Raw genomic sequence first — 22,446 nt, forward strand, 5'->3', positions numbered from 1 at the left:
CAAGTCTGTTGGCGAGAGAACATAGCCGGACCGCCATGATGTGGTCAAGGCCACAATCATGAAAGAGCCTGAATCGCTTCGTGTTCGATGCCCGATCTGCCTCGCCGCCGCTGTCGACGAGCTGCTGGCCGCGGGCTGGGCTATCGCGGATCCGCTGTCGGATCACGCCAGCAGTGAACGGGGGTAACCCTCGGCCTGTGGCCGGTGCGTGGTGTGGGTGTTCGTCACAGTCGTGGTGTGAGCGAGGTGGTGACCGGACCAAGTCTTGTCGAACGATCGCTGGTGAGGTTGCGAGCCTTGTTAACGTGGCCGCGTTTTGCGATGCACGGTGAGAGGGAACGGATGAAGCGCGCGCTCATGGCGGTAGCGACCGGGGGATTGGCGTTGGCGACGCTCGTCGGATGCTCGAGCGCGGAGCCCGAGGCCGCGCAACCGAAGGCATTGTTCGAGCCGTGCACCGGAGTCACCGCGGACGCACTACAGAAGGCCGGTGTCGACCCCGCGACGAAGGTGGCGGCAGGTGCGGTGTCCGCCGGTTGGCAGACCTGCGAGTGGACCGGCGCCACCGCCTACCTGAGGGTGTTCTCGACCTCGCGAACTCTCGCGGAGTTCGAGAAGGAAGCAGGTCCGACACCTTTCACCGACTACACGGTCGCGGGCCGCGCCGGCCGTCGCCTCGGCGACACCCCTACCTCCTGCGACATCCTCTTCGCCGCGTCCCAAGGCGTCATCCGCATGGTCGTCGTGAACAACCCCACCCAGCAGACCGCCGATGCCTGCGCCACCCTGCGCCACATGGGCGATTCGATCATTCCGACCTTCCCGGCCTGAGCCGAGTCCGACTGGGTTCAGCCGAACGAGCAGCAGAGTTCGATGGTGCAACCGACGCCGCGAAACCATTCTGCGACGAGGCGGCCGAGGGTGGGGTAGGTGCCGTCGGCGTAGCGGATTCGAAGGCCGAACAGCGACTTGCCGAGCGTTGTTCGGGTGAGGCGCTGGACGAAGGTCCGGTGGATGAACGAGGCGGCCAGCCAGGCCAGGGCGCCGTACGCGAAGGCCACCGGGGTCGGGAACACGAACCAGACAGCGGCGCCGATCGCGAGGTGCAGTGCCATGTCGATGGGGAACGCGAGCCACATCCAGGTGGAGCTGCCGTGTGTGTTCGTCGCGAGCAGCGGGAACTCGGGTTTCGGCTCCGGCTTGTCGGGGACCGCGGGAACGAAGATCAGTCGGCCGTCAACATCTCGCTCGTATCCGGCGGCGAGAACCTTCGCCTCGTTCCGCACGGTCACCGGGTCGCTCATGGACGAAAAGGTAGGTGGCGACGCTTATGACCGGCCGTGGATTACGCCAATGCCGGGATCACCTCGCGTTCGAAGAGTTCGATGCCGGAGGTGTCGTAGGCGGCTTCCGGGAAGTTGACGATGGTGTAGGCGAGGCCGAGGTTCTTCACCTTCGTGAGGCGTTCGACGATTTGTTCCGGGGTGCCGACCGCCGCGCTGGTCGCGAACTGTTCGTGCACACGGGCTTTCGCCTCATCGGCGCCGAGGAAGGGAGTGAATCGGTCGACGATGGTCGAGAGTCGTTCCTGCACTTCGGTTTCGGTGGTACCAACAATGGCGTTGAAGTTCGAGCTGCGGGTGATGGCGGAGAAATCGGTACCGACCTCTTCGCAGTGCTGGCGCAGGATGTCGGACTTGCGGGCGAACTCGTCGGGGTCGCCGCTGAAGTTGGTGTAGTCAGCGTATTTGGCGGCGATGCGCAGGGTCTTCTTCTCGCCGCCACCGGCGATCCAGATCGGAATCCCGTTCTCCTGCAACGGTCGTGGGTGCACGATGGCGTCGTCGACCTGGTAGTACTTGCCGTCCAGGGTCGCTCGGCCGGTCTTCCACGCCTCGCGGAAGATCTGGACACCTTCGTCGAGGCGGCCGAGGCGCTCACCGGCGGACGGGAAGCCGTAACCGTAAGCGCGCCACTCGTGTTCGTACCAGCCGCCGCCGATGCCCATCTCCACCCGGCCACCCGAGATGAGATCGACGGTGGCTGCCACCTTGGCGAGGTAGGCGGGGTTGCGGTAGCTCATGGCAGTACACATCTGGCCCAGCCGCACCCGGGAGGTGGTGGCCGCGAACGCCGCCATCAACGTCCACGCCTCGTGGGTGGCTTCGTCGGTGGGAACGGGCGTGGTGTGGAAGTGGTCGTAGACCCAGATCGACTCCCAGTCGGAGCCCGCGTCGAACCGCTGGGCCAGTTCGCGCATCACCGACCACTGGTCGGCCGGTTCGATACCGACCAGATCTAGCCGCCAGCCCTGGGGAACGAAGATGCCGAAGCGCACAGGTTTTCTCCTGGAGTGAATGGAACTCGAGCGGCGCGCCACACGCCGCGGCTGTCGAGATCCACTGTTCCACTTCTACGCGCTCAGGCAACTATTGTGCGCGCACCGCGCTGAACCCTGGACCGGCCGTTATGCGCCGAAAATCAGTTGGCACGCGGGGAAAACCCGGGCATGCTTGCAGACGTATGAACAATATTTCGCTACCCCGCCTCGGCGTCGACTTCGGCCGAGTGATTCAGGGGGCCGCGCTCACACCGGGCGCCGCGGACACCGTATTCCTGTCGGGCGGCTTCGACGAAGCAATGAGCACTCCACCCGGTCCCGACGCGTTCGCGGTGCTCAACCGGCTGGTGAGCCGCTTCGACGGCAACGCCTGGGTGATCTCGAAATGCGGCCCGCGCATCGAACAGCGCACCAGGCAATGGCTCGACCATCACGACTTCGCCGCCCGCACCGGCATTGCCCGAGAACACTTGCGCTTCTGCAGAACTCGCGCGGGCAAGGCGCCGCACTGCGCCGAACTCGGCATCACGCACATGATCGACGACCGGCTCGAAGTGCACGCGACCCTGCGCGATCTGGTGCCCAGGCTGTACTTGTTCGGCGCGCAGACCGGGCCGATCCCGTCGTGGCTGACCCACACGCCCGACTGGCCCGCGGTCGAGCGTGCGGTCGGCGCGGATCTCGCAGGTCAGACGCTCGGATCGCCGTAGGACGCGGCGATGTCCTTGCTGCTCGGCCACCCGCTGTAGGTCGGTGATTGCGGCCAGCCCTCGGGGCTGTCCTGCCATTCCTCTTGGCGGCCGTAGGGAAGCGCGTCGATGAGGCCGAAGGTGTAGGCGAGTTGTTCGGTGCCGCGGCCGTCGGTGTGCCAGCTGCGGTAGACGGTGTCGCCGTCGCGCAGGAAAGTGTTCACGGCGAAACCCGCGCCGGGGCCCGCGCCCATTTCGGCGCCGAACGGGCTGTCGGCGGTCGAATACCAGGTCATCGCGTTGCCGACGCGCTTCTTGTAGGCGAGTGCCTCGTCCATCGGCCCCTGCGTCACGATGACGAATCGCGCGTCGTAGCCGTCGAGGAAGTCCAGTCGCGCGTACTGCGCGGTGAGGCCGGTGCAGCCGGGGCACTGCCAGGTGTTTCCCGGTGTCCACATGTGGTGATAGGTGATCAGTTGCGAGTGTCCGTCGAAGACCTCGGCGAGTGAAACGCCGCTGCCGTCTTCGGCTGTGAGCGTGTAGTCGGGCAGGCGGACGGCGGGCATGCGCCGGCGCTGGGCGGCGACGGCGTCGAGTTCGCGGGTCGCGGCCTTCTCCCGGATCCGGAGCTGATCGAGTTCGGCCTGCCAGACGTCCTGATCGACGATGGTGGGCAATGCGGTCATGGTGAGCCACCCTTCAATGTGTACGGCGTGCACATTTGATATGTTCACACCGTACACTCCGGCGAAAGGGGCTTCAAGAGTTGGCCTATCACCACGGTGACCTCGCGGCGGCCTTGGTCGAGGCCGGGCTGGAACTCACCAGGGCCGGCGGCCCCGGCGCCTTGACCATCCGTGCGGTCACCCGCCAGGTCGGCGTCACACCGAACGCCGCCTACCGGCACTTTCCCGACCGGCGTGCCCTGCTGCGCGCGGTCTCGGACGCGATCGAGTCCAGGATGGCCGAGGGGATGGAGCGCGGCCCCGCGACCGGTCGTGCGAGCCTGCGCGCGGTCGGTCTCGGCTATATCGGGTTCGCGCTGCTCGAGCCCGGCTGGTTCGCGGTCGCGTTCTTCGGTGCCGGTGACACCTCGCCCGAGTCGGTCGTCGACTCGCCCGCCTACCTCGCCCTCGCCGACGCGCTCGACATGATGGTGCACATCGGCGAGCTCGCTCCGGCGGCGCGTGCGGGTGCGACCTGGAGTTGCTGGTCCACCGTGCACGGATTCGCGGAACTGGCGTTGCGCGGGCCGTTGCGGCACCTGGACCGCGCCGAACTGTGGCCGCTCGCCGAGCAGGCCGTCGACACGGTCATCGCGGGGCTGCCGTCGGTGGTGTGATCGGTATCACTGTGACCAGTGGTACGCGAGCTGAAGGTGAAACGATCGGCCCTCGCATGTAGTCTCATCAGTGGAAGGGTGTGCCCGAGTGGGTACTCCAAGCGATCCGCGGAGCGATCACCCGCGGCGACTGCGAGGAGGTGGGGTTGCAATGCGCAACGAACCTCCCAGTCGAAGGCCGCGCGGCGTCACCCCTTCGTCCTCGTACTGCCGATCCTGACCTGCTCGGTCCGGTCTGTGCGTGCCGGCCTCGGTGGTGGACGCCCCGCGGTGTGAACCACCGTCACTCGTTCCACTTCTCGCGCATCCTGTAGCTGTCCGTGCCGCAGGCGTGCGCGCTGTCACGCCAGAGGACTCGATCATGTCGAACGTCGATCTCGTCACCACCCGTCATGTGCCCACCGAAACCGTTGTGCCCGAAGTGGTTTCACCACGCCGCGCGGCGGTGGAAGACCACGCTGTCACCGAGGCGCTCGCGATCCTGTCCGAATCGGTACGCGACATCGTCGAGACCCACCGGGTCTGTGGCGGCCTGGACTGGCTCGACAACCGGCCGCCGCACGTCATCGCCGACGCGCTGGCCCGCATGGACGCCGTGCAGGCCGGTGTCGTGTTCCGGCTGCTCGACAAGGAGCGCGCGCTCAGCGTGTTCGAGGAGCTGGAGCCGGTCGACCAGCAGCAGATCCTGCAGGGCCTGCGCGAGAAGAGCTTTCGCGATCTCGTCGAGGCGATGGACCCCGACGACCGCGCCCGCATGCTGCACGAAGCGCCCGCCAAGGTCGCCAAGAAGGTCCTCGCCGGGCTGAGCCCGCGCGAGCGCCGGATGACCGCCACGCTGCTCGGCTACCCCGAGGGCTCGGTCGGGCTGTACATGACGCCGGAAGTCGTTGCGCTGCCGGACAATCTGACCGTCGCGCAGGCGCTGGGTTCTGTGCGCGCCAAGGGCGCCAACGCCGAAACGGTCTACACGCTGCCCGTGGTCGATCGCGGCCGCCGCCTCACCGGCATCGTCGAACTGCGCGAGCTGGTGCTGCACGCGCCGGACGCGATGGTGTCCGAGCTCGTCGTCACCGAGCCGCCGTTCGTGCGGGCCACCGATGCCGCGGAGAAGGCCGCCCGGCTGATGAGTTCCACCAACCTCATCAACCTGGTGGTCGTCGACAGCGAGGACCGGGTGGTCGGGCTGCTCACCATCGACGACGCGATGGAGGTGCTCGAGGCCGCCGACAGCGAGGACGTCGCCAAGCAGGCCGGTTCGGCGCCGTGGGAGGGCCACTACATGGCCGCCAAGGTGTTCCAGCTGGCGCGGTATCGGGCGCTGTGGTTGATGTTGCTGCTGTTCGCGGCGACCCTGACCGTGAGTGTCACCGACATGTTCGCCACGACGCTCGAACAGGCCGCGAGCCTGGCGCTGTTCATCCCGTTGCTGATCGGCGCGGGCGGCAACGCGGGTGCGCAGGCGGCGACGGCGTGCGTGCGCGCGCTGGCCGTCGGCGAGGTGCGGGTCTCGGACCTGTTCAAGGTGATCTGGCGCGAATGCCGGGTCGGGCTGGTGCTCGGCAGCATGCTGGCCGCGGCCGGGCTGCTGATCGGCACGGTGTTCGTGGGGCCGAAGATCGCCATCGTCGTGGCCATCACGTTGGTGGTCATCTGTGGCTGGGCGGCGACCATCGGCGGCACGATGCCGTTGCTGGCCAAGAAGTTCCGGATCGACCCCGCGGTCGTGTCGGCGCCGATGGTGACCACCCTGGTCGATGCGACCGGGCTGATCATCTACTTCACGACCGCGAAGCTCGTGCTGGGGATCTAACGCTGCGGAAAGAGCGTGAGCGCCTGTGCCATGACGTCTTTCGCGACGTCGTCGGTGGCGGCGACCACCTCGACCACGGGGATGCGCCTGCCGAAAACGGTGGATTCGGCGGGCAGTTCCGGGCCGACGGCCGCGGTGTAGATCGGGATCGAGCTGTCGTACACCGAGACCGAGCGGTGCACGGTGCGGCCGTTGATGTGGTCCTCGGTGCTGTTGGCGGCGAGATACTCGGGCACGCGGTACTCGTAGCTCACGGTGATCTTCTCGCCGCGATAACCGAACAGGCACTGAGTGAGTCGCTGTTCGTCGTCGGGGACGGCGCCGGCCAGTCTGCCCCGGACCGTGCACGGATCCGCGCCGAGCAGCACCGTCGGCGCGGTGTCGGGGGAGGTGCCCTGTTTCGGCGACTGACGCCAGCGCTCGATCATGCCGGGCACGAGTTCGTCGGCGACCGCGCACGGGTTCTTGCCCGGTGTGGAAAGGCCGAGATAGAAGGCCGCGCTCGACGGGAACTGGGCGGTCACGCCGCAGGCGCGCGGTTCACCCGTATCGCGGTCGGGGACCGTGCGGACGTTCGCGTCGCCGATCTGCCGCGTGGTGCCCCGGCCACCGGCCGACAGGCTGCTCAGCAGGGTGGCGTGCCAGGTCAGGGTCGAGCCCTCACCGGCTTTGTCGCTGCCGATGATGGCCCGGCACGAATCCAGGCCGACGGTCACGCTCTTGACCTCGCCGAGCCGTGCCAGCGTGTCGCGCGGAAGCAGCGCGCAGACATCGACCTGGCGGGTCGCCTGGGCGACCTCGGCTCGCTGGGCGAAATCCTGGGGGACCTTCGACCAGAACTCGGGGGGCTGGGCGGGTATCACCGGTGCGGGCGGCGGCGGCAGCTCCCCGTAATCGGGTGGGTTGCCCGCGTCGTCACTCCCGCATCCGGCGCACACGAGCAACGCGGCAGCGGCCAGCGCCATCCTGCGATCCATCGGCACCCCTGTCCTCGACAGATACGGGCCCGGACCCGCGCCCGACCACCGAGTCTGCCCGTGACGGCAACTCTCGTGCAAACATCACGCCAGGTCGTTCTCAGAACGTTGTCGTCATCGCACCGGCGCTCAGGTGTCAGCGAACCAACGGCAAGGTTTCGCGCATGACCTTCTCCGCGATCGTCGAGTGGGCGGTGACCGAGACCGTCGGCACGCGCCGACCGAGCAGGGCGTCGGTCGGTCCCGGTGCGAGTCCGGGACCGACGACGGCCGACAGCGACGCCATGTCGGCCTGGGCCGTATCGAATCGGTACACCTGGCGCGAGCCCACGGTGAAGGCCGGGGTGTCGTCGATGATCGAGCGTTCCTCGTTGTAGTCGAAGGTGACGATCGCGTCGTGCCCGTCGACGCTCATCTTGCACGTGGTGACGCGTTGATCGGCCACCGGCACCCGAACGCCGAGCAACGGCGCGACCGCGCACGGATCGGCTCCGGTGATCACCGCCCGATCCGAATCCGGCGAGGAACCCTGGGGCGGCTCCTCGCGCCACTCGGTCAACGCGATCCGCACCAGCGTCTTCGCCGTCGCGCACGCGTCCTGCGGCGCCCGCACGCTGAAGGACAGGTCGGCGCCCGCCACGAACCGCGCCCACGCCTGACAGGCCCCGCGCACCTGCGGATCATCCGACGCGGCGGGCTCGTCGTTGAACAGCACCCGCACGTCGCCCATCGACTCCTCGTCCACCGGGCCGTCCATGCTCGGCTCGCCCTCGAACATCACCCCGGTGCTCCAGGTCGCGTCGATGCCGGTGAGATGCCCCGGCACGGCGATACTGAGCCGGCACTGATTCGGATGCACGTTCTCGATGTCGCGCACGGTGCCGAGGGTGCCCAGTGCCACGCGGGGGAGCAGCGCGCACACATCGATCGCCCTGACCTTGCGCAGAACCGCGACCTTCTCCTGGTCGGAAACCGCTGCGGTGGACCAGAATCCACCCTCGGGCATGGAGTCCGGTGCGGGTTCGCTTCCGCAGGCGACCATCGTCAGCACTGCGGTGGCGATCAGGATGAGCTGTCGCACAGGGGTTCTCCTTGTCCGGTCAGGTGGCGGGGAAGAGTTCGGTGGTCGAACGGAGGACGGATTCGAGGGCGGCACGGTCCGTGCCGAAGACCCGGATGGTGGGGACGGCGGGGCCCATCAGCTCGGATCCGGGACCGGGCAGGCTGGGGCCGACTATCGCTGTGTACGAGACGTATTCGCTCGTGTCGTCGCTGGGGCCGTACCCTGTGTGGCCGTTGACGGTGAAGAGGGACTTGCCGGTGTCCGCGTAGCCGCGCGCCTCGTAGCCGTAGTCCACATCGATGGCCGCACCTCGGAAAGTGAACTGGCAGGACCATATCCGTAGGTCGAGGACGGTGACCGCAGTGTCGAGCGCGGTGGCGACCTCGCACGGGTCCTTGCCGTGCAGCGCGGTCCGCGGGGTGTCCGGGGAGGTGCCCTGTGCTGGTTCGGCGGCGAGTCCGCCCATCGCGCGGGCCAGTGCGGACTGGGCGGCCGGGCACGGTTCGGTGCCCAGTGGTGTTCGCACGTGGACCGGGAGCGTGGTCGTATTGGCGAAAGCCGCGGTGGCGAGACAACTTCGGTCGAGCTGTCCTTCGACCTGGGGGCCGTTGTCGAGATCGCGCAGAACGCCGACGGTGATGCCGTCGACCTCCTCGCGCCGGGACTGTCCCCAGCCGTACCCGGTCGGCGCGACGCCGATCGCCCAGCTGACCGAGGTGCCCTTGCCGCTCTCGGTGGAGTCGAACGTCGCTTCGCACTTGTTCGGGCCGTCGTTCTCGACCGCGAGCAAGGTGCCGATCTTCGCCAGGTCGGTCCGGGGGATGAGCGCACACGGGTCGATCGCGCGCAGCCGGCGCAGCAGTTCGAGGCGCTGATCGTCGGAGGTCGGCGCCGTCTTCCAGTACGCGGGCATCGCGGACGCCGCCTCGATCGGGGTGACCGGCCGGTGCCCGGGCAGCTCCTCCTGGCAGGCGGTGAGCCCGATCATGACAGCGGCGGCCACCGCGCAACGACGCCACAGCATCGACAATCCCCCTCGCGCGGGACGACTCCCGCCTCCCTCCGGCTCACGTTCGAGCCCTGTCGAATGCCCAGTGTGCCGGAATCGGCGCCCCGGATCCGCACCGGGCCAGGGTGCGCCGGGCAGTGGCGGCGCTCACCGGTGCGGCGGGTGCCGGCACACATGTGGCGAATCACTGGCGATGCGATGGTGGTGAGTTCGCGATCGTGCCGCACAATGGGGGCCGCGTGTGTGGTGTGGGTGTTCGGCCGGTCGGGTCGAGTTCCGCGCGCCGCAACACAAGCTGTAGTGCTCCCCGAGGTTGTCACCCACTACGAGTAGTGTTTGTGGGTGAAGGGCTTCGCGCACGGCGGCGGGTGCGGGTCAACAGGTCTGGCGGAAAGGTGTGGAGGCGGAATGAAGCTCATCGATCGGGCGTCGGCCATCAATTGGAATCGGGTGCCCGATGAGAAGGATGCCGAGGTCTGGGATCGGCTGACCGGCAACTTCTGGTTGCCCGAGAAGGTCCCGGTGTCCAACGACATCCCGTCCTGGAACACCCTCACGCCCGACGAGAAGCAGCTCACGATGCGGGTCTTCACCGGCCTGACGCTGCTCGACACCATCCAGGGCACCGTCGGCGCGGTCTCGCTGATCCCCGACGCGATCACCCCGCACGAGCAAGCGGTGTACACCAACATCGCGTTCATGGAGTCGGTGCACGCCAAGAGCTACAGCTCGATCTTCTCCACCCTGTGCTCCACCAAGGAGATCGACGAGGCCTTCCGCTGGTCGGAGGAGAACCGCAACCTGCAGCGCAAGGCGGAGATCGTCCTGGGCTACTACAACGGCGACGACCCGCTCAAGCGCAAGGTGGCCTCCACGCTGCTGGAGAGCTTCCTGTTCTACTCCGGCTTCTACCTGCCGATGCACTGGTCCTCGCGGGCCAAGCTCACCAACACCGCCGACATGATCCGGCTGATCATTCGCGACGAGGCCGTGCACGGGTACTACATCGGCTACAAGTACCAGAAGGGCCTCGAGCTGGTCTCCCAGGCCGAGCGCGACGAGCTCAAGAACTACACCTTCGAGCTGCTCTTCGAGCTCTACGACAACGAGGTCGACTACACCCAGGACCTCTACGACGAGGTCGGCCTCACCGAGGACGTCAAGAAGTTCCTGCGCTACAACGCCAACAAGGCGCTGATGAACCTCGGCTACGAGGGCCTGTTCCCGAAGGACGAGTGCGAGGTGAACCCGGCGATCCTGTCGGCCCTGTCGCCCAACGCCGACGAGAACCACGACTTCTTCTCGGGTTCGGGTTCCAGCTACGTCATCGGTAAGGCGATCAACACCGAAGACGAGGACTGGGAGTTCTGAGCGCACCAGTACTGTGAACGACGGCGCACCTGTTCGGGTGCGCCGTCGTTGTCTATGGCGCGGTCTTCGGCTGACCGCGTTTGCGCCACCGCAGCGGTGGCATGCCGAACCGGCGGTGGAAAGCGCGGTTGAACGCGGCTTCCGAGTGATAGCCGACGGCGCCGGCGATCCGGCCGACCGGTTCGGCCGTCGAGCCGAGAAGGCGGGCCGCGTGTTCGAGGCGCCGGTCGGTGACGTAGGCGCCGGGTGACTGCCCGAGCAGCCGGGTGAACCGATCGGTGAACGTGGACCGCGACATCGCGGCCTCGGCCGCGAGTTCGGCGATCGGCCACGCGCGGTCCGGATTGTTGTGGATCCTGGTGAGTACCGGACCGAGGGCGGGGTCGAGGGCGGCGGTGAGCCATCCGGGCGCGGTCGTGTCGTCGGCGGACCAGGCCCGCAGCGCGTGGATGAACAGTAGGTCCAGGATGCGCGAGATCATCACTGCGGCACCTGGTCTGGCGTCGGTGATCTCGACGACGAGCAGGTGCAGACTCGGCGTCAGCCAATCACGGTCGTCGCCTCCCGCCCGGATCAGTACCACCGGCGGCAGGACCGACAGCAGTGGATCGGCGATAGCCTCCTCGACGCCGAAGGTGCCGGTGACCCAGCGTGGCGCCGCCGGATCGGCGAGTTCGGTGACGCGGCGGACGCTGTCGGCGGCGGTGAGCCCGCGTGCGGGCACCGAGGGTGTGCCCACGGAGATCACGTGCGGGTCGCCGCGCGCGAGCAGCGCCATATCACCGTCACGCAGGGTGTAGGACCGGCCGCCCACGCGGAGCTCGAGGTCCCCGCGTTCGGCGATGTGCAGCAGCCGGATGCCGCCGGGCAGCCCGATCGAGAAGGGTGCCGGGGGTGCGCAGCGGATGAGCCGATCGCCGCGCAGCCGGACGGTGTGCAGGATGTCCGACAGGGCGTCGAGGGTGGTGTCTCGCGCGAGGGGATCACCGACGATCGGTTGATCGGCAAAATATACCGGGTCTTCGGTCATGGTATTTGCCTCATCATCCAAATATCGTCAATGGTGCTCGTCGCGTCAATCGGCTCCGCGGTATCGGGCCGATCCGGCAGGCGAGAAATCCGACCGAGAGAGAGGCCTCGCAATGGCTGCCAAGCCGACAATCGTTCTGGTCCATGGATTCTGGGGTGGCGCCGCGCACTGGGCGAAGGTGATCGTGGAATTGAACCGACGCGGTTATCCGGGGCAGTACGCGGTCGAGAACCCGCTCACCTCGCTGGCCGACGATGCCGAGCGCACCAGGAAAATGGTGGCGCAGATCGACGGCCCGGTGCTGTTGGTCGGTCACTCCTACGGTGGCGCGGTGATCACCGAAGCCGGTGATCTGCCCAACGTGGCGGGCCTGGTCTACGTCGCGGCCTTCGCGCCCGATGCGGGGGAGAGCCCCGGTGCGATCAGCGAGCAGTTGCCGCCCGCCGCGTTCGCGAACATCGCGCCGGACTCCGACGGTTACCTGTGGATCGCGCAGGACAAGTTCCACGAAAGCTTCTGCCAGGACCTGACTTCCGAGGAAGCGCTGGTGATGGCCGTGACGCAGAAGGCGCCACTCGGCTCGACGTTCGGTGACACGGTGACCGCGCCTGCCTGGAAGGTGAAGCCCACCTGGTACCAGGTGTCCACCGAGGATCGGATGATCCACCCCGACAACGAGCGGCGGATGGCCGCGCGGATGAACCCGCGCAAGACCATCGAACTCGCCGCGAGCCATGCCTCGCTGGCCTCGCAGCCCGGCGCGGTCGTGGATCTGATCGACGCGGCCGCGCTGGACATCGCGGGCTGACCCGGCTTCGTCGCATCGCTACTCCGGCGCCACGCTGATCGCGCGGGAGTAGCGGGCGGCGATCCGGCGTAGGTGCTCGGTCAGTTCGGGGCCGCGTTCGATGTCGAAATCGGTGTCGAGGGCGCCGAGGAGGAAGGTCAGGCCGCGCGGGTTGTCGGCGCCGATCTCCAGGCGGCAGGTGTCGGCGTCGATCGGTTCGATGGTGCCGTAGGTGGCGGCCGAGCGCGCTTGTTCGGAGTCGGCGGGGACGTGTAGCCGCACGGTGGCGCGGTAGGGCCAGAGTTGGGCGACACCTTTCGCCACGTGTTGCGCCGCGTTGCCACCGGGGATCTCGCGCGGCGAAAACCGCGGGCCCACCGGGATGGTGGGCTGCATTCTGTCCACGCGGAAGGTGCGCCAGTCGTCGCGGTCGATATCCCAGGCGACGAGGTACCAGCGTGGGCCCCAGGTGACGAGTTCGTGCGGTTCGGTCTCGCGACGTGATTCGCGGTCGCCGCTGCGATAGTCGAATCGCAGGCGTTGACGGTCGCGGCACGCGGCCGCGATGGCGGACAACACCGCCGGATCGACATCGACGCGAGCCCGGCCGGGGGTCTGGACGTTCGAGACCTGCATGGCGTGCACCCGGTGCCGCAATCGCGCGGGCAGCACCTGCTCGAGTTTGACCAGCGCGCTGAGTGCGGTCTCGCCGATGCCGCTCACTCCGCTGATCGACGCTGTGCGCAGCGCGATCGCCATCGCGACGGCTTCCTCGTCGTCGAGCTGCAACGGCGGCAGCTGCGCGCCCGCCTCGAGGTGGTACCCACCGTCGATGCCCTTCACCGCGCGGACCGGGTAGTCCAGCGCGCGCAGCTTGTCGACATCGCGGCGCACTGTTCTGGTGCTCACGTCCAGGCGCGCGGCGAGCTCGTCGCCGGACCATTCGCGCCGGGTTTGCAGGAGCGAGAGCAGCCGAAGCAGCCGCGCCGAAGTTTCTTTCACGAATTCGACTCTGCCAGTTCTATAGGACAGAAGGTGTCCGCTTGTGGTCATAACGTTGTCCTCATGAGCAACGAGATCATCCCGTTTCACCTCGACATCCCGCAGTCCGAGCTGGACTGTCTGCAGGCCAGGCTGACCGACGCGCGCTGGCCCGCGGAGCAGCCCGGCGCCGAGTGGAGTCGCGGTGTGCCGGTCGCGTACCTGCGCGAGCTGGCCGAATACTGGCGCACCTCCTACGACTGGCGCGCGGCCGAGGCGGAACTGAACAAGTTCGCGCAGTTCACCACCGAGATCGACGGCCAGCGCATCCATTTCCTGCACGTACGTTCGGCGAATCCCGACGCCACGCCGCTGATCCTCACGCACGGTTGGCCGGGTTCGGTCGTCGAGTTCCTCGATGTGATCGGTCCGCTCACCGACCCCGCGGCCCACGGCGGCGATCCGGCCGACGCCTTCCACCTGGTGATCCCGTCGCTGCCCGGCTTCGGCTTCTCCGGTCCGGTCGCCGAGGAGGGCTGGGATCCGGCGCGCATCGGCAAGGCGTGGGTGGAGTTGATGAGCAGGCTCGGTTACGAGAGCTACGGCGCACAGGGCGGTGACTGGGGCGCGTTCGTCACGCCGGAGGTGGGGCGCGCGGGCGGTGACAAGGTGATCGGCGTGCACGTCAATGCCGCGACCTTCGGTTACATCCCGTTCGGCCCGGTCTCCGACGACGAGAAGGCGACGATGACGCCCGCCGAGCTCGCCCGGCTGGAGCGCCTCGCCCGGTTCAAGGGCGAGGGCAACGGCTACTTCACGATCCAGGCATCACGCCCGCAGACCCTGGCCTACGGCCTGCACGATTCGCCGATCGGCCAGCTCGCGTGGATCGTGGAGAAGTTCAAGGAGTGGACGTTCCCGGCCGCGGGCCTGCCCGAGGACGCGGTGAACCGGGATCGGCTGCTGACCAACGTGATGCTGTACTGGCTCACCGGCACCGCGGGTTCATCGGCCGCGCTGTACTACGAGGCCACCCACGTCCGCTCCAGGGAGACCACGCCGCTGACCACGCCCGTCGGCGTCGCGGTCTTCGCCGAGGACATCGCGATCCGGCGCTACGCCGCCGCCGACATCGTGCACTGGTCGGAGTTCGATCGAGGCGGCCACTTCGCGGCGATGGAAGTGCCGGACCTGCTGGTCGGCGACATCCGCGCGTTCTTTCGCGGACTGCGCTGAGTCAGCGGTCCCAGGGCGGTGGTCGCGGGGCGCCCACGGCAGGTCGAGATCGGCGGCGTCGTCGGATGCGGGTGGGACTCGATCATCGGAATGCTGAGCCATGGTTCCTCCTCGGGCGCTGGGTGGCCGAGCGGCGTCGCGACGTCATGGAGCACTGCTGGCCATGATAGCAATCGGCCGTCTACCAGTGGTTTTCTCGATCGAGCCGGCGGCGTCGACCCCTCGTCGGCGCCGCCTGGTCCGTTCAGCCGAGCGCGGCCAGACCGCGGCGATCGATCTTGCCCGTGGGCGTGCGGGGCAGTTCGTCGACGAACAACACGTCGCGGGGAGCCTTGAAACGGGCGAGATGGGTTTTCACGTAGTCGCGCACGGTCTCGGCGTCCATCTCGCCCGCGGGCACCACGAACGCGGCGAGCCGCTGACCGAATTCCTCGTCGGGGACACCGATCACGGCCGCTTCGGTGATCGACGGGTGCCGGTAGAGCAGGTCCTCGATCTCGCCGGGGAAGACGTTCTCACCGCCGGAGACGATCATGTCGTCATCGCGTCCGTCGATGAAAAGCCTTCCGCCGGAATCGAAATGACCGAGATCGCCGGTGCTCATCAAACCGCCACGGAGTTGCTTGGACCCGCCACCGGAGTAGCCCTCGAAGGCGATGGTGTTGCCCACGTAGACGGTGCCGACCGCGCCGGGCTCGGTGATCCGGGTGCCGTCGGCGTCGTAGAGCGCGACGGTGATCCCGACCGGGGGTTTGCCCACGGTGCCCGGTGCGTCGATCCAGTCTCGCGGGGTCGCGATGGTGGCCGTACCGGTCTCGGTGCAGCCGTAGAAGTTGTAGATCACCGGGCCGAAGGTATCGATCGCCCTGGTGCCCAACGCCGACGGCAACGCCGCTCCGGCGGTGAACACGATTCGCAGGGAGCTGGTATCGGTGGTGGACAACGACTTCGGGCCCAGATCGAGGACGCGGCGCAGCATGGTCGGTACCAGCACGACCATGTCGGCGCGATGCTCGGCGATCTGGGCGAGCGCGCGGGTGGCGTCGAACCTGCCGTGCAGCACGATCGTCGACCCCAGATTCAGCGAGAGGATGAACTGGGACAGCGCGGTGCCGTGGAACAGCGGCGCGCACAGCAGCACCGTCTGCCCGCGTCGAAGCGGGACCCGGTCGACGAATTGTGCGGCGGCCAAGGGTGATTCGACTCGCCGTGGTGCGCCCTTGGGCGTCCCTGTGGTGCCGCCGGTGAGCAGGACGAAACCGCCCTGCTGTGCGGGGGTGCCGATCGGTGGGGCGTCGGAGCGAATCACGCTGTCCAGCAGGACTATCCGTTCGGGTAGATCCTGAGCCATCGTCGACAGGGCGGGGTCGAGCACGAGGGCGCTGACCCTCTCCCGGTCCAGCACGTCACGCAACTGCGCCGCGCCGAAGCCGGTATTGAGCAGCACCAGTCGAGCGCCGAGTTTCGCGGTGGCGGCCATGGATTCGACGAGCCGCACTCCGTCGGGACAGAGCACGCCGACCGTGTCACCCGCGTCGAGGCCGCCGGCGTGCCAGGTGGCCGCGAGTGCGTCGGTACGTCGATCGAGTTCCCGGTAACTGATCCGCTCGCCGTCGCAGATCAGCGCGATGCGGTCGGGTGCGCGGCGCGCCGAGGAACGGATTCCACCGGCGATCGGGCCGAACGCGCGCATGGTGCGGGCGGTGCGCAGGATCTGCGCGGGGCGACGCGGATCGATGATCCCGGCCCGTGCCAGGGCGCGGATCTGGCGTAGCGAGGTCGTGGCGGCGCTCAACATACTCGCGGCCCCGGGTCGGCGCCCGCGGTGACCGCGAGCAACCAGGCGACCGTGCCCAGTTCGGGGACGATCTCGGCGCTGATGTGCTCGGAGAACGGCACCCGGATCATCCGCATGTTCACGCCGCGGGCGCAGTAGTCGGCGGCGATCTTGTCGATCGCCAGTTCGGCGGGCAGCAGTTGATCGGTGGTCGAATGCCACATCAGCAGCGGCATATCGGGGGTGTTCTCGGGTCTGCCGAAACTCGCGGCGGACAGTGCGGGTCGCGCGGCGGCCAGCGCGGCCTCCGGATCGGTCAGGTACTGCGTCATCGGGCGGAGCAGGGTGGTCGCCACGGAGGTGTAGAGACAACGTTCCCGCAGGTCGTCGGCCACTCGGCGGCCTTCCGGAGTCAGGTATCGCTGTAGTTGGGCGTCGAATTCGGGGTATTCGCGAGCCAGTCCGAGCACGGCGAGCCAGCCGGTGAAGTTGGCTTGCGGCTGCTGTCCCGAGATCGCGAACGGGGCGATCGCGACCTTGTCGCCGGGGATTCCACCCTGCGCGCTGCCCTTGATGTCGAGCTCGGGAGCGTAGTGGCGGCGTTGCTCGGCGGCCGAGGCGGACGCGTTGCCGCCCCCGGAATAGCCCCACAGCCCCACCGGTGCGGCGTCGAGCCCAAGACCGCCGCGCTGGGCCGCGCGAATGCCGTCGAGCACCATCCGGCCCTCGCTGGGCGACATGATCGTGTTCTCTGTGCCGTCGAAATCGGTGACCACCACGGCCGCGCCCGCCGCAAGGAACTGGCTCATGATGGCCACCTCCTTCTGGATGCCCGCGCGCAGGGTGTAGGACGGATTGCACTGGCGGCCGAGGCTGTCGATCGCCTCCTGATACGAAATCAGCGGGCGCGCACCGGGACCCGGCCACGGGATGCCCGGCATCAGCACGGTGGTGGCGGTGGCGAGCGGGTTGTCGTGTACGTCGGAGCTGCGGAGCAGGAGCTGGGTGGTGTGGACGGGAGCCGGGAGGCCGAGCACGTGGGTCTGCACCACCCGGCTGCGGATCACGTCGCCGTTGGCGTAGCCGGCGAGGTCGGCCGGATCGGCGTACCAGGGGTCGTGCTGCGGTGTGGGGATCGGCACGACCGCCGGATACACCTGCGCCTCGTTCGGCAGTGGCGGCAGTTCGAAATCCTGGGCGCCCGCCGGACCCCCTGCCGCCAGCGCCGTCATCGCGAGCAGGGGCAGGGCTCGGGCGCCGAGCCGTCGGAGCCGGGGCGACCGGCGGGTGGCCGTGCTGCGCTGCATGGCATCTCCTTCGATAGATGATGCTGATTACAGCATGACGTCTTGTTGGGAACAAGAGTTCTTGTTTATATTCGGCAATCTGTAGGCTGAGCTGCGTGACGTCGACCGACAAGAGCCAAGTCCGCTCCCGGCGCATCCAGGGCCTGGACGCCGAACAGCGCCGCGCGCGCAGGCGCGAACAGATCCTGGCCGCCGCCTTCGACCTGATCGCCGCCGAGGGCTACGTCAACACCGCGATCGAGCAGATCTGCCAGACCGCCTTCGTCGGCAACAAGGCCTTCTACGAGCTCTTCGACAGCAAAGAACACTGCTATCTGGCGCTGCTGCAGCAGCAGAGCGAACGCGCGCAGGACAGGGTCGCCACCGCGCTGTCGGAATCCCCGGGCACCCGCGACGAGGTGGTCGCCGCCGTGATCGGCGCCTTCGCCCACTCGATGGTCGACGACCCCCGGGTAGCGAAGGTGACTTTCGGTGAGGCCAGCGGCATTTCGGCGAAGGTTGAACAGCAGCGGCGCGTCAACCGCCGCTGGGCCGCCCAGTTCCTCGAAACCCTGTGGCGCGAATACGGATTCGTGCCCCCCGTGGGAATCGGCGTCGACCTGCACGCCCTCGCTGTCTCCGCGATCGGCGGCCTGTTCGAAACCGTCGCCGACTGGCTCCACACCGACGCGGGCGCGACAGGCGACATCGACGTCCTGATCAGAGATCTCACGGCCTTCATCGAGATCGTGCACCTGGGATTGGCCGCCGCCGCGGACCGTTCAGGGCGCTGAGGTCGCTGTGTGGCGCCTGTGGTCAGGGCGCGAATCCGATCAGCTGTCGGCCTGCGGATTTGTCGGTGAAGGGGACCAGGATTATGCCGGGTGCGGCAATGATCTGGGAAGCCTGTCCGGATCCGAGGGGTACCGGGGATGGGTTCTCGGCGAGGTCTTCTCGCCGCCAGGTACGCAATTGCTCCCCGCTGACAGTGACCAGTTCTGCGGTGAGCAGCATCGAGTCGGACGGTTTCAGGCTGACCGATCGTGCTACGGGGTCGGCCCGTGACCGAGCTGGATCCCCACCCTCCGACAGAGTGATTCCGGTATCCCCGGAGATGGTGACGACCGTGCCGGTCGCGGGATCGAGGGCGATCACCTCGACATGGCCGGCTGTGACGGCGGCAATGCTGAGCAGTTCGGGAGAGGTGACGACCAGGTGGTCGAGCGGTGCGTTCCGGTAGCGCCAGTCGACCGACAGCGCGTCCTTGCGCACGGAAACCGTCGGTGCGCGATCGGGTCGGGATTGGGGAGATCCCGCTTCGCGATCTGCGTGCCGGTAGCGGGATCGAGTGCGAGAACGGTGGTCCACGCGGACTCCGCATTGCGGCAGATCAGGACGTGGTAGACGGCGGGGGCGGTGACCGCGATCTGCGACCCCTTCTTGGCGCAACCCTCGGGTGGGGCAGGTTCGGACCATATGTGTCGCCCGGTGCGAGCGTCGTACCGGGCGAAGTTACCGAGCGAAACGCCGAAGAGTTCGTCATCGACCAAGGCAAGCGCGGTTTCGCCGGCGGTGCCGAAGCCTCGGGCGACTCGCATCTCGGATCGGCTGTCATCGGCGAATTCGGATTCGGTCCAGAGCTTTTCGCCGGTGGTGGCGTCGAATGCGATCCACCCCAGGTGGTTCCAGCTGGTGACGACAACATTCTCGGCCGGGATGGACAGCAGGTTTTCCGCGCGGTGGAAAACACCGCTTTCGGCGGCGTTCGGCCGTAGGTAGTTCCAGCGGACAGTGCCCGTCGCTCCGTCATAGGCCGTGATGCCGGCTGTGGTGCCGACGACGAAGCCGGGACCACCGACGACTGTGCTGCTTCCTTCCTGCAGGTCCATGCGAAATCGCTCCTGTCCCAGTCGATTCGGGATCGGCGGTGCGACGACCGAAGCGGCGGTGCGATGGTCGACGGACCGGTCGTCGTCACCGGCCCACAGCGCCGCGCTGGTGGCAAGTGCGCACAGCAGCAGGCCGATCGTGGCAGGCACCGCGATCGTGCGCGTCGTCGGTGTGAAACGTGGTGCGATGGTGAGGGGATAGCAGAGGGCAAGGATGCCGAGGCACACGAGAACCCAGGCGGCGAGCGCGGTGGGCAGCCGGGGAAAGGCTGTGTAGTGCTCGAATATCTGCTCCGTGACGGACGGAACGTGCAGTTGCACTGTGCGCCCGATGGCGACGGCCGAGACCAGATATATCGTCACGCCGGGGTTGCCGAAACCTGCGGCGCGCAGTCGTCGCGCCGCCAGGAGAACGACAGCGACGACGAGCAGTGCCGCGCCGCCGACCACGATGGCCGACATTCCCAGGGCATCGGGTAGCTCGGCTGGAGCATCGTCTTGTGGCGTGACCGGGTTCGCCGCGGCGAGGAACCGACTGTAGAGGCCGAGCGTGACGCCACCGATCAGTACCGCGGTACCGAGGGCTGCGGTCGACGTTGCCAGCCGCGAACAGTCCGGTAGCCGTGGCAAAGACGTAGTGCGGCTGTTGTTCATCGGCCCTCCCCAGCGATGGTGCGACAGAGTCGCGTCCTGAGGATAGCGGGCTCACGGCTACCCGACCGTTCGGCGTCAGTACCCGCGGACTCGTCAGCGGGGTGCTGGGCCGCCGGGCGGTGGGCCGCCCGGCGCCCCGTTGCCGGAGGGAGGCGAGCCCGGGAAACCGTTGTCGGACTGGGTGTTCTGGGATTTGGCTGCTACGCCGATGGTGAGTGCGACGGACAGGCCGGTGGCCGGGGTGCCGGTGACGGTGGCCAGTTCGGCGTCCCAGCCGTCGCCGAAGACGCCGTCGGAGGCGAGGGTCACGCCGGACAGGTTGCGGGTGCTGTTCACGTAGCCGGAGTCGGCGTCGAAGACGGCGGTGCACGCGTCTTGGGGGAGGGCGATCTGGGAGGTGAGGCGCGCGTTGTCGCCCGCGACCGCGGTGGCGAGGGAGTCGTAGACCTCGAAGTGGATGTGGGGCCAGCGCCCGGCGTAGCAGGCGGGGAAGATCGAGGTGAACCGTACGGTGCCGTCGTCGTCGGCCACCTGGACACCGCGCAGGTAGTTCTGTTCGGTGGCGCCCTCGGTATAGAGGGAGTACCGGCCCTCGCGGTCGCAATGCCAGACGTACACCGCCATTCCGGTGCCAGCCGCGTTCTTCACGAGGTCGCGCAGATTCAGCGTGAGTGTCATCGGAACACCCTGGGCGGTACCGGAATACGCGCCGAAGCTGGTGGTGATATCGGAGCGCACCACACCGGATTCGATCAGGACATTGGGTCCGTTGGAACCGTCACCCGGGTAGGGGCCCGCCGTCTCCTGCGGTGCCGCGGCGGGTGTTTGCGCTGACGCGGAGGTGGCACTGCCGGCCGAGCTCGTGCTCGTGCCGGAGCTGTCGGTCGCGGCCGCGCAACCCGCCGCCGCTGCCGCGACCCCGGCGACGCCGAGGAAACTCAGCGCTCGCCGCCGTGACATCACTCGAAGATCGTGCCCGAGTCCCAGATCGTGCTCACCCATAGCTGCTCCTTCGCTGCCTTGTTGCCGACCACGCTAAGCAGGTGGACTGCGCTGGAACTGCGAAGACGCTGGGAGTCAGCTGGGAGTCAATCGGTGACGTAACCGTTGAGGCTGTTGCGCAGGTCGGTGAGGACCGCGCGGGCGGCGGTGAGCCCTGTGGTGTGCCAGATCTTGTCGTCGACCGCGAAGACCCGCTTGTCGGTCGAGGCGCCCAGTTCCTCGAACTGGTCGGAGCGCAGGACCTGTTTGCCGTGTTTCTCGCCGTCCGGGCCGTCGAACATCACGTAGATGACGTCGCCTTCGGCTTTGGTGGCGAGGTCGGCTTCGGTGATGTCGAAGGACGGTCCGCGCTGGGCGGTCGGACGCTGGACGCCGACATCGGACAGGACGTGGGCGGCGAAGGTTTCGGCGCCCTGGACCTGCGTGGTGTCGGCGGTGAAGCGCAGCACCGAAGCTTGGGACTGGCGCGCGTTCAGTGCGGGGCCGAGGTCGTGCGCCTCGGTGAGGTAGTTCTGCAGGGCGGTTTCGGCGGCATCGTTGCGGTTCATCCCCGCGGAATAAGCGGCGAAATCGGACTGCCAGCTGCCGCCCGCACCGATCAGCACGGTGGGGGCGATCTTGCTCAGCGCCTCGTACCCGCCCGCGGCCGGTGCGACGTCGCCGAGGATCAGATCGGGCTTCAGCTCGGCGATGCGAGCCGGATCGGGCTGACCGATCGGTCCGATGCTGGGCACCTTCACCACGCCGTACCCCAGGTACATCGGCTGCGAACGGTCGCCGTCGAGGGTCACCGCGCCCGCGACCCGCTCCCACAGACCGACCGCGCAGGCCGCGTCGAGCGCCGAGGTGGTGAGCACGACGATGCGTTGCGGGTCGGCGGGAACCTGCGAGGTACCGGCGGTGTGAGTCACCGTTCGGGTGCCGCCGGGGCCCGCGTCGGGCGCACTCGGCAACGGGCACGCGGTCGCGGTGTCGCGATCGGCCCCGACCACGCCCGCACCGGCGATATTCGTGGTGGTGCGGATGATCGTGCTCGCGTCATCGTGCTTGTCCGCGCATCCCGCGGTGAACACGGCGGCGCACAGCAACGCGGCAGCCACGACGAAGCCGCGTGAGCGGACGCGCCCGCCCTGCTCTGCGGTGCGACGGAATCGGGTGCGGTTTCGGACGCTCGCCAGCATGCGCACGAGGGTACTGCGTAG

The 22,446-nt window shown here is 67.9% G+C and carries 23 protein-coding genes; 9 read left to right on the forward strand and 14 right to left on the reverse strand.

The window, feature by feature from the left end; genetic code table 11:
- Positions 1–58 precede the first annotated feature (58 nt).
- Together ACWDXS_RS10615 and ACWDXS_RS10620 are read left to right on the forward strand one after the other, a co-directional pair.
- Entirely contained in the window at positions 59–187 is a 129-nt protein-coding gene (locus ACWDXS_RS10615; RefSeq protein WP_449964331.1) for a hypothetical protein, read from the forward strand.
- Positions 188–342: 155 nt separating this feature from the next.
- Entirely contained in the window at positions 343–831 is a 489-nt protein-coding gene (locus ACWDXS_RS10620) for a DUF3558 family protein (protein ID WP_449964334.1), read from the forward strand.
- Positions 832–848: 17 nt separating this feature from the next.
- Here ACWDXS_RS10620 and ACWDXS_RS10625 read toward each other — a convergent pair whose 3' ends face one another.
- Positions 849–1,304, reverse strand: a complete 456-nt coding sequence (locus ACWDXS_RS10625; RefSeq protein WP_449964337.1) for an RDD family protein — start codon at positions 1,302–1,304, stop codon at positions 849–851.
- Positions 1,305–1,345: 41 nt separating this feature from the next.
- On the reverse strand, positions 1,346–2,338 hold the full coding sequence (locus tag ACWDXS_RS10630) for an LLM class F420-dependent oxidoreductase (protein WP_449964340.1): 993 nt from the start codon (positions 2,336–2,338) through the stop codon (positions 1,346–1,348).
- Positions 2,339–2,523: 185 nt separating this feature from the next.
- Between ACWDXS_RS10630 and ACWDXS_RS10635 the strand changes: the two genes are divergently transcribed.
- Positions 2,524–3,051 carry a hypothetical protein gene (locus ACWDXS_RS10635; protein WP_378991503.1) on the forward strand — a complete coding sequence of 176 codons (528 nt, stop codon included), beginning with the start codon at positions 2,524–2,526 and terminating at the stop codon, positions 3,049–3,051.
- Here ACWDXS_RS10635 and ACWDXS_RS10640 read toward each other — a convergent pair.
- Complete coding sequence (locus ACWDXS_RS10640) at positions 3,030–3,716, reverse strand: DUF899 family protein (RefSeq protein ID WP_449964344.1); 687 nt, start codon at positions 3,714–3,716, stop codon at positions 3,030–3,032. The genes ACWDXS_RS10635 and ACWDXS_RS10640 overlap by 22 nt on opposite strands.
- An 80-nt stretch (positions 3,717–3,796) precedes the next feature.
- On the opposite strand from ACWDXS_RS10640, the gene ACWDXS_RS10645 reads away from it, so the two are divergent.
- Together ACWDXS_RS10645 and mgtE are read left to right on the forward strand one after the other, a co-directional pair.
- Complete coding sequence (locus tag ACWDXS_RS10645) at positions 3,797–4,372, forward strand: TetR/AcrR family transcriptional regulator (RefSeq protein WP_378991506.1); 576 nt, start codon at positions 3,797–3,799, stop codon at positions 4,370–4,372.
- Between the two features lie 361 nt (positions 4,373–4,733).
- Complete coding sequence (gene mgtE, locus ACWDXS_RS10650; RefSeq protein ID WP_449964347.1) at positions 4,734–6,182, forward strand: magnesium transporter; 1,449 nt, start codon at positions 4,734–4,736, stop codon at positions 6,180–6,182.
- On the opposite strand, the gene ACWDXS_RS10655 is transcribed toward mgtE, so the two are convergent.
- The 3 genes from ACWDXS_RS10655 to ACWDXS_RS10665 form a co-directional block, all read right to left on the reverse strand.
- Positions 6,179–7,159 (reverse strand): peptidase, encoded by a 981-nt coding sequence (locus tag ACWDXS_RS10655; protein ID WP_378991508.1) that lies wholly within the window; start codon positions 7,157–7,159, stop codon positions 6,179–6,181. The two genes, mgtE and ACWDXS_RS10655, sit on opposite strands and share 4 nt — an antisense overlap.
- Positions 7,160–7,295: 136 nt before the next feature.
- Positions 7,296–8,240: a hypothetical protein gene (locus tag ACWDXS_RS10660; RefSeq protein ID WP_449964350.1), complete on the reverse strand. Its 945-nt coding sequence runs from the start codon at positions 8,238–8,240 to the stop codon at positions 7,296–7,298.
- 19 nt (positions 8,241–8,259) lie between these two features.
- Positions 8,260–9,246: a hypothetical protein gene (locus ACWDXS_RS10665; protein WP_378991510.1), complete on the reverse strand. Its 987-nt coding sequence runs from the start codon at positions 9,244–9,246 to the stop codon at positions 8,260–8,262.
- Positions 9,247–9,639: 393 nt separating this feature from the next.
- Here ACWDXS_RS10665 and nrdF point away from each other — a divergent pair, with 393 nt between their 5' ends.
- On the forward strand, positions 9,640–10,602 hold the full coding sequence (gene nrdF, locus ACWDXS_RS10670) for a class 1b ribonucleoside-diphosphate reductase subunit beta (RefSeq protein WP_056812336.1): 963 nt from the start codon (positions 9,640–9,642) through the stop codon (positions 10,600–10,602).
- A gap of 52 nt (positions 10,603–10,654) precedes the next feature.
- On the opposite strand, the gene ACWDXS_RS10675 is transcribed toward nrdF, so the two are convergent.
- Entirely contained in the window at positions 10,655–11,632 is a 978-nt protein-coding gene (locus tag ACWDXS_RS10675; RefSeq protein WP_449964353.1) for a cupin domain-containing protein, read from the reverse strand.
- 112 nt (positions 11,633–11,744) lie between these two features.
- Between ACWDXS_RS10675 and ACWDXS_RS10680 the strand changes: the two genes are divergently transcribed.
- A complete protein-coding gene (locus ACWDXS_RS10680; RefSeq protein ID WP_378991512.1) occupies positions 11,745–12,440 on the forward strand; it encodes an alpha/beta hydrolase in 696 nt (231 codons plus the stop codon).
- Between the two features lie 18 nt (positions 12,441–12,458).
- Here ACWDXS_RS10680 and ACWDXS_RS10685 read toward each other — a convergent pair whose 3' ends face one another.
- Positions 12,459–13,421, reverse strand: coding sequence for a helix-turn-helix transcriptional regulator (locus ACWDXS_RS10685; protein WP_449964356.1), 963 nt, complete (start codon positions 13,419–13,421; stop codon positions 12,459–12,461).
- A 63-nt stretch (positions 13,422–13,484) separates the two neighbouring features.
- On the opposite strand from ACWDXS_RS10685, the gene ACWDXS_RS10690 reads away from it, so the two are divergent.
- Positions 13,485–14,636, forward strand: coding sequence for an epoxide hydrolase family protein (locus ACWDXS_RS10690; RefSeq protein WP_378991514.1), 1,152 nt, complete (start codon positions 13,485–13,487; stop codon positions 14,634–14,636).
- A 244-nt stretch (positions 14,637–14,880) separates the two neighbouring features.
- Here ACWDXS_RS10690 and ACWDXS_RS10695 read toward each other — a convergent pair whose 3' ends face one another.
- The gene (locus ACWDXS_RS10695; RefSeq protein WP_449964359.1) at positions 14,881–16,434 is read right to left on the reverse strand and encodes an AMP-binding protein; all 1,554 of its coding nucleotides are present in this window, start codon (positions 16,432–16,434) and stop codon (positions 14,881–14,883) included.
- Positions 16,428–17,720 carry a lipase family protein gene (locus ACWDXS_RS10700; RefSeq protein WP_449964362.1) on the reverse strand — a complete coding sequence of 431 codons (1,293 nt, stop codon included), beginning with the start codon at positions 17,718–17,720 and terminating at the stop codon, positions 16,428–16,430. The genes ACWDXS_RS10695 and ACWDXS_RS10700 overlap by 7 nt, the downstream gene beginning before the upstream one ends.
- A 95-nt stretch (positions 17,721–17,815) precedes the next feature.
- Between ACWDXS_RS10700 and ACWDXS_RS10705 the strand changes: the two genes are divergently transcribed.
- Positions 17,816–18,493: a TetR/AcrR family transcriptional regulator gene (locus ACWDXS_RS10705; protein ID WP_449964364.1), complete on the forward strand. Its 678-nt coding sequence runs from the start codon at positions 17,816–17,818 to the stop codon at positions 18,491–18,493.
- 22 nt (positions 18,494–18,515) lie between these two features.
- Here ACWDXS_RS10705 and ACWDXS_RS10710 read toward each other — a convergent pair whose 3' ends face one another.
- The 4 genes from ACWDXS_RS10710 to ACWDXS_RS10725 form a co-directional block, all read right to left on the reverse strand.
- Positions 18,516–18,854, reverse strand: a complete 339-nt coding sequence (locus ACWDXS_RS10710; RefSeq protein ID WP_449964366.1) for a hypothetical protein — start codon at positions 18,852–18,854, stop codon at positions 18,516–18,518.
- The gene (locus tag ACWDXS_RS10715) at positions 18,851–20,242 is read right to left on the reverse strand and encodes an outer membrane protein assembly factor BamB family protein (protein WP_449964368.1); all 1,392 of its coding nucleotides are present in this window, start codon (positions 20,240–20,242) and stop codon (positions 18,851–18,853) included. The genes ACWDXS_RS10710 and ACWDXS_RS10715 overlap by 4 nt, the downstream gene beginning before the upstream one ends.
- 93 nt (positions 20,243–20,335) lie before the next feature.
- Positions 20,336–21,244 carry a dioxygenase family protein gene (locus ACWDXS_RS10720; RefSeq protein WP_378991519.1) on the reverse strand — a complete coding sequence of 303 codons (909 nt, stop codon included), beginning with the start codon at positions 21,242–21,244 and terminating at the stop codon, positions 20,336–20,338.
- 86 nt (positions 21,245–21,330) lie between these two features.
- Positions 21,331–22,425: an ABC transporter substrate-binding protein gene (locus ACWDXS_RS10725; protein WP_379312920.1), complete on the reverse strand. Its 1,095-nt coding sequence runs from the start codon at positions 22,423–22,425 to the stop codon at positions 21,331–21,333.
- Positions 22,426–22,446: the final 21 nt, after the last annotated feature.

It is taken from the genome of Nocardia sp. NPDC003183 (genome assembly GCF_053590715.1).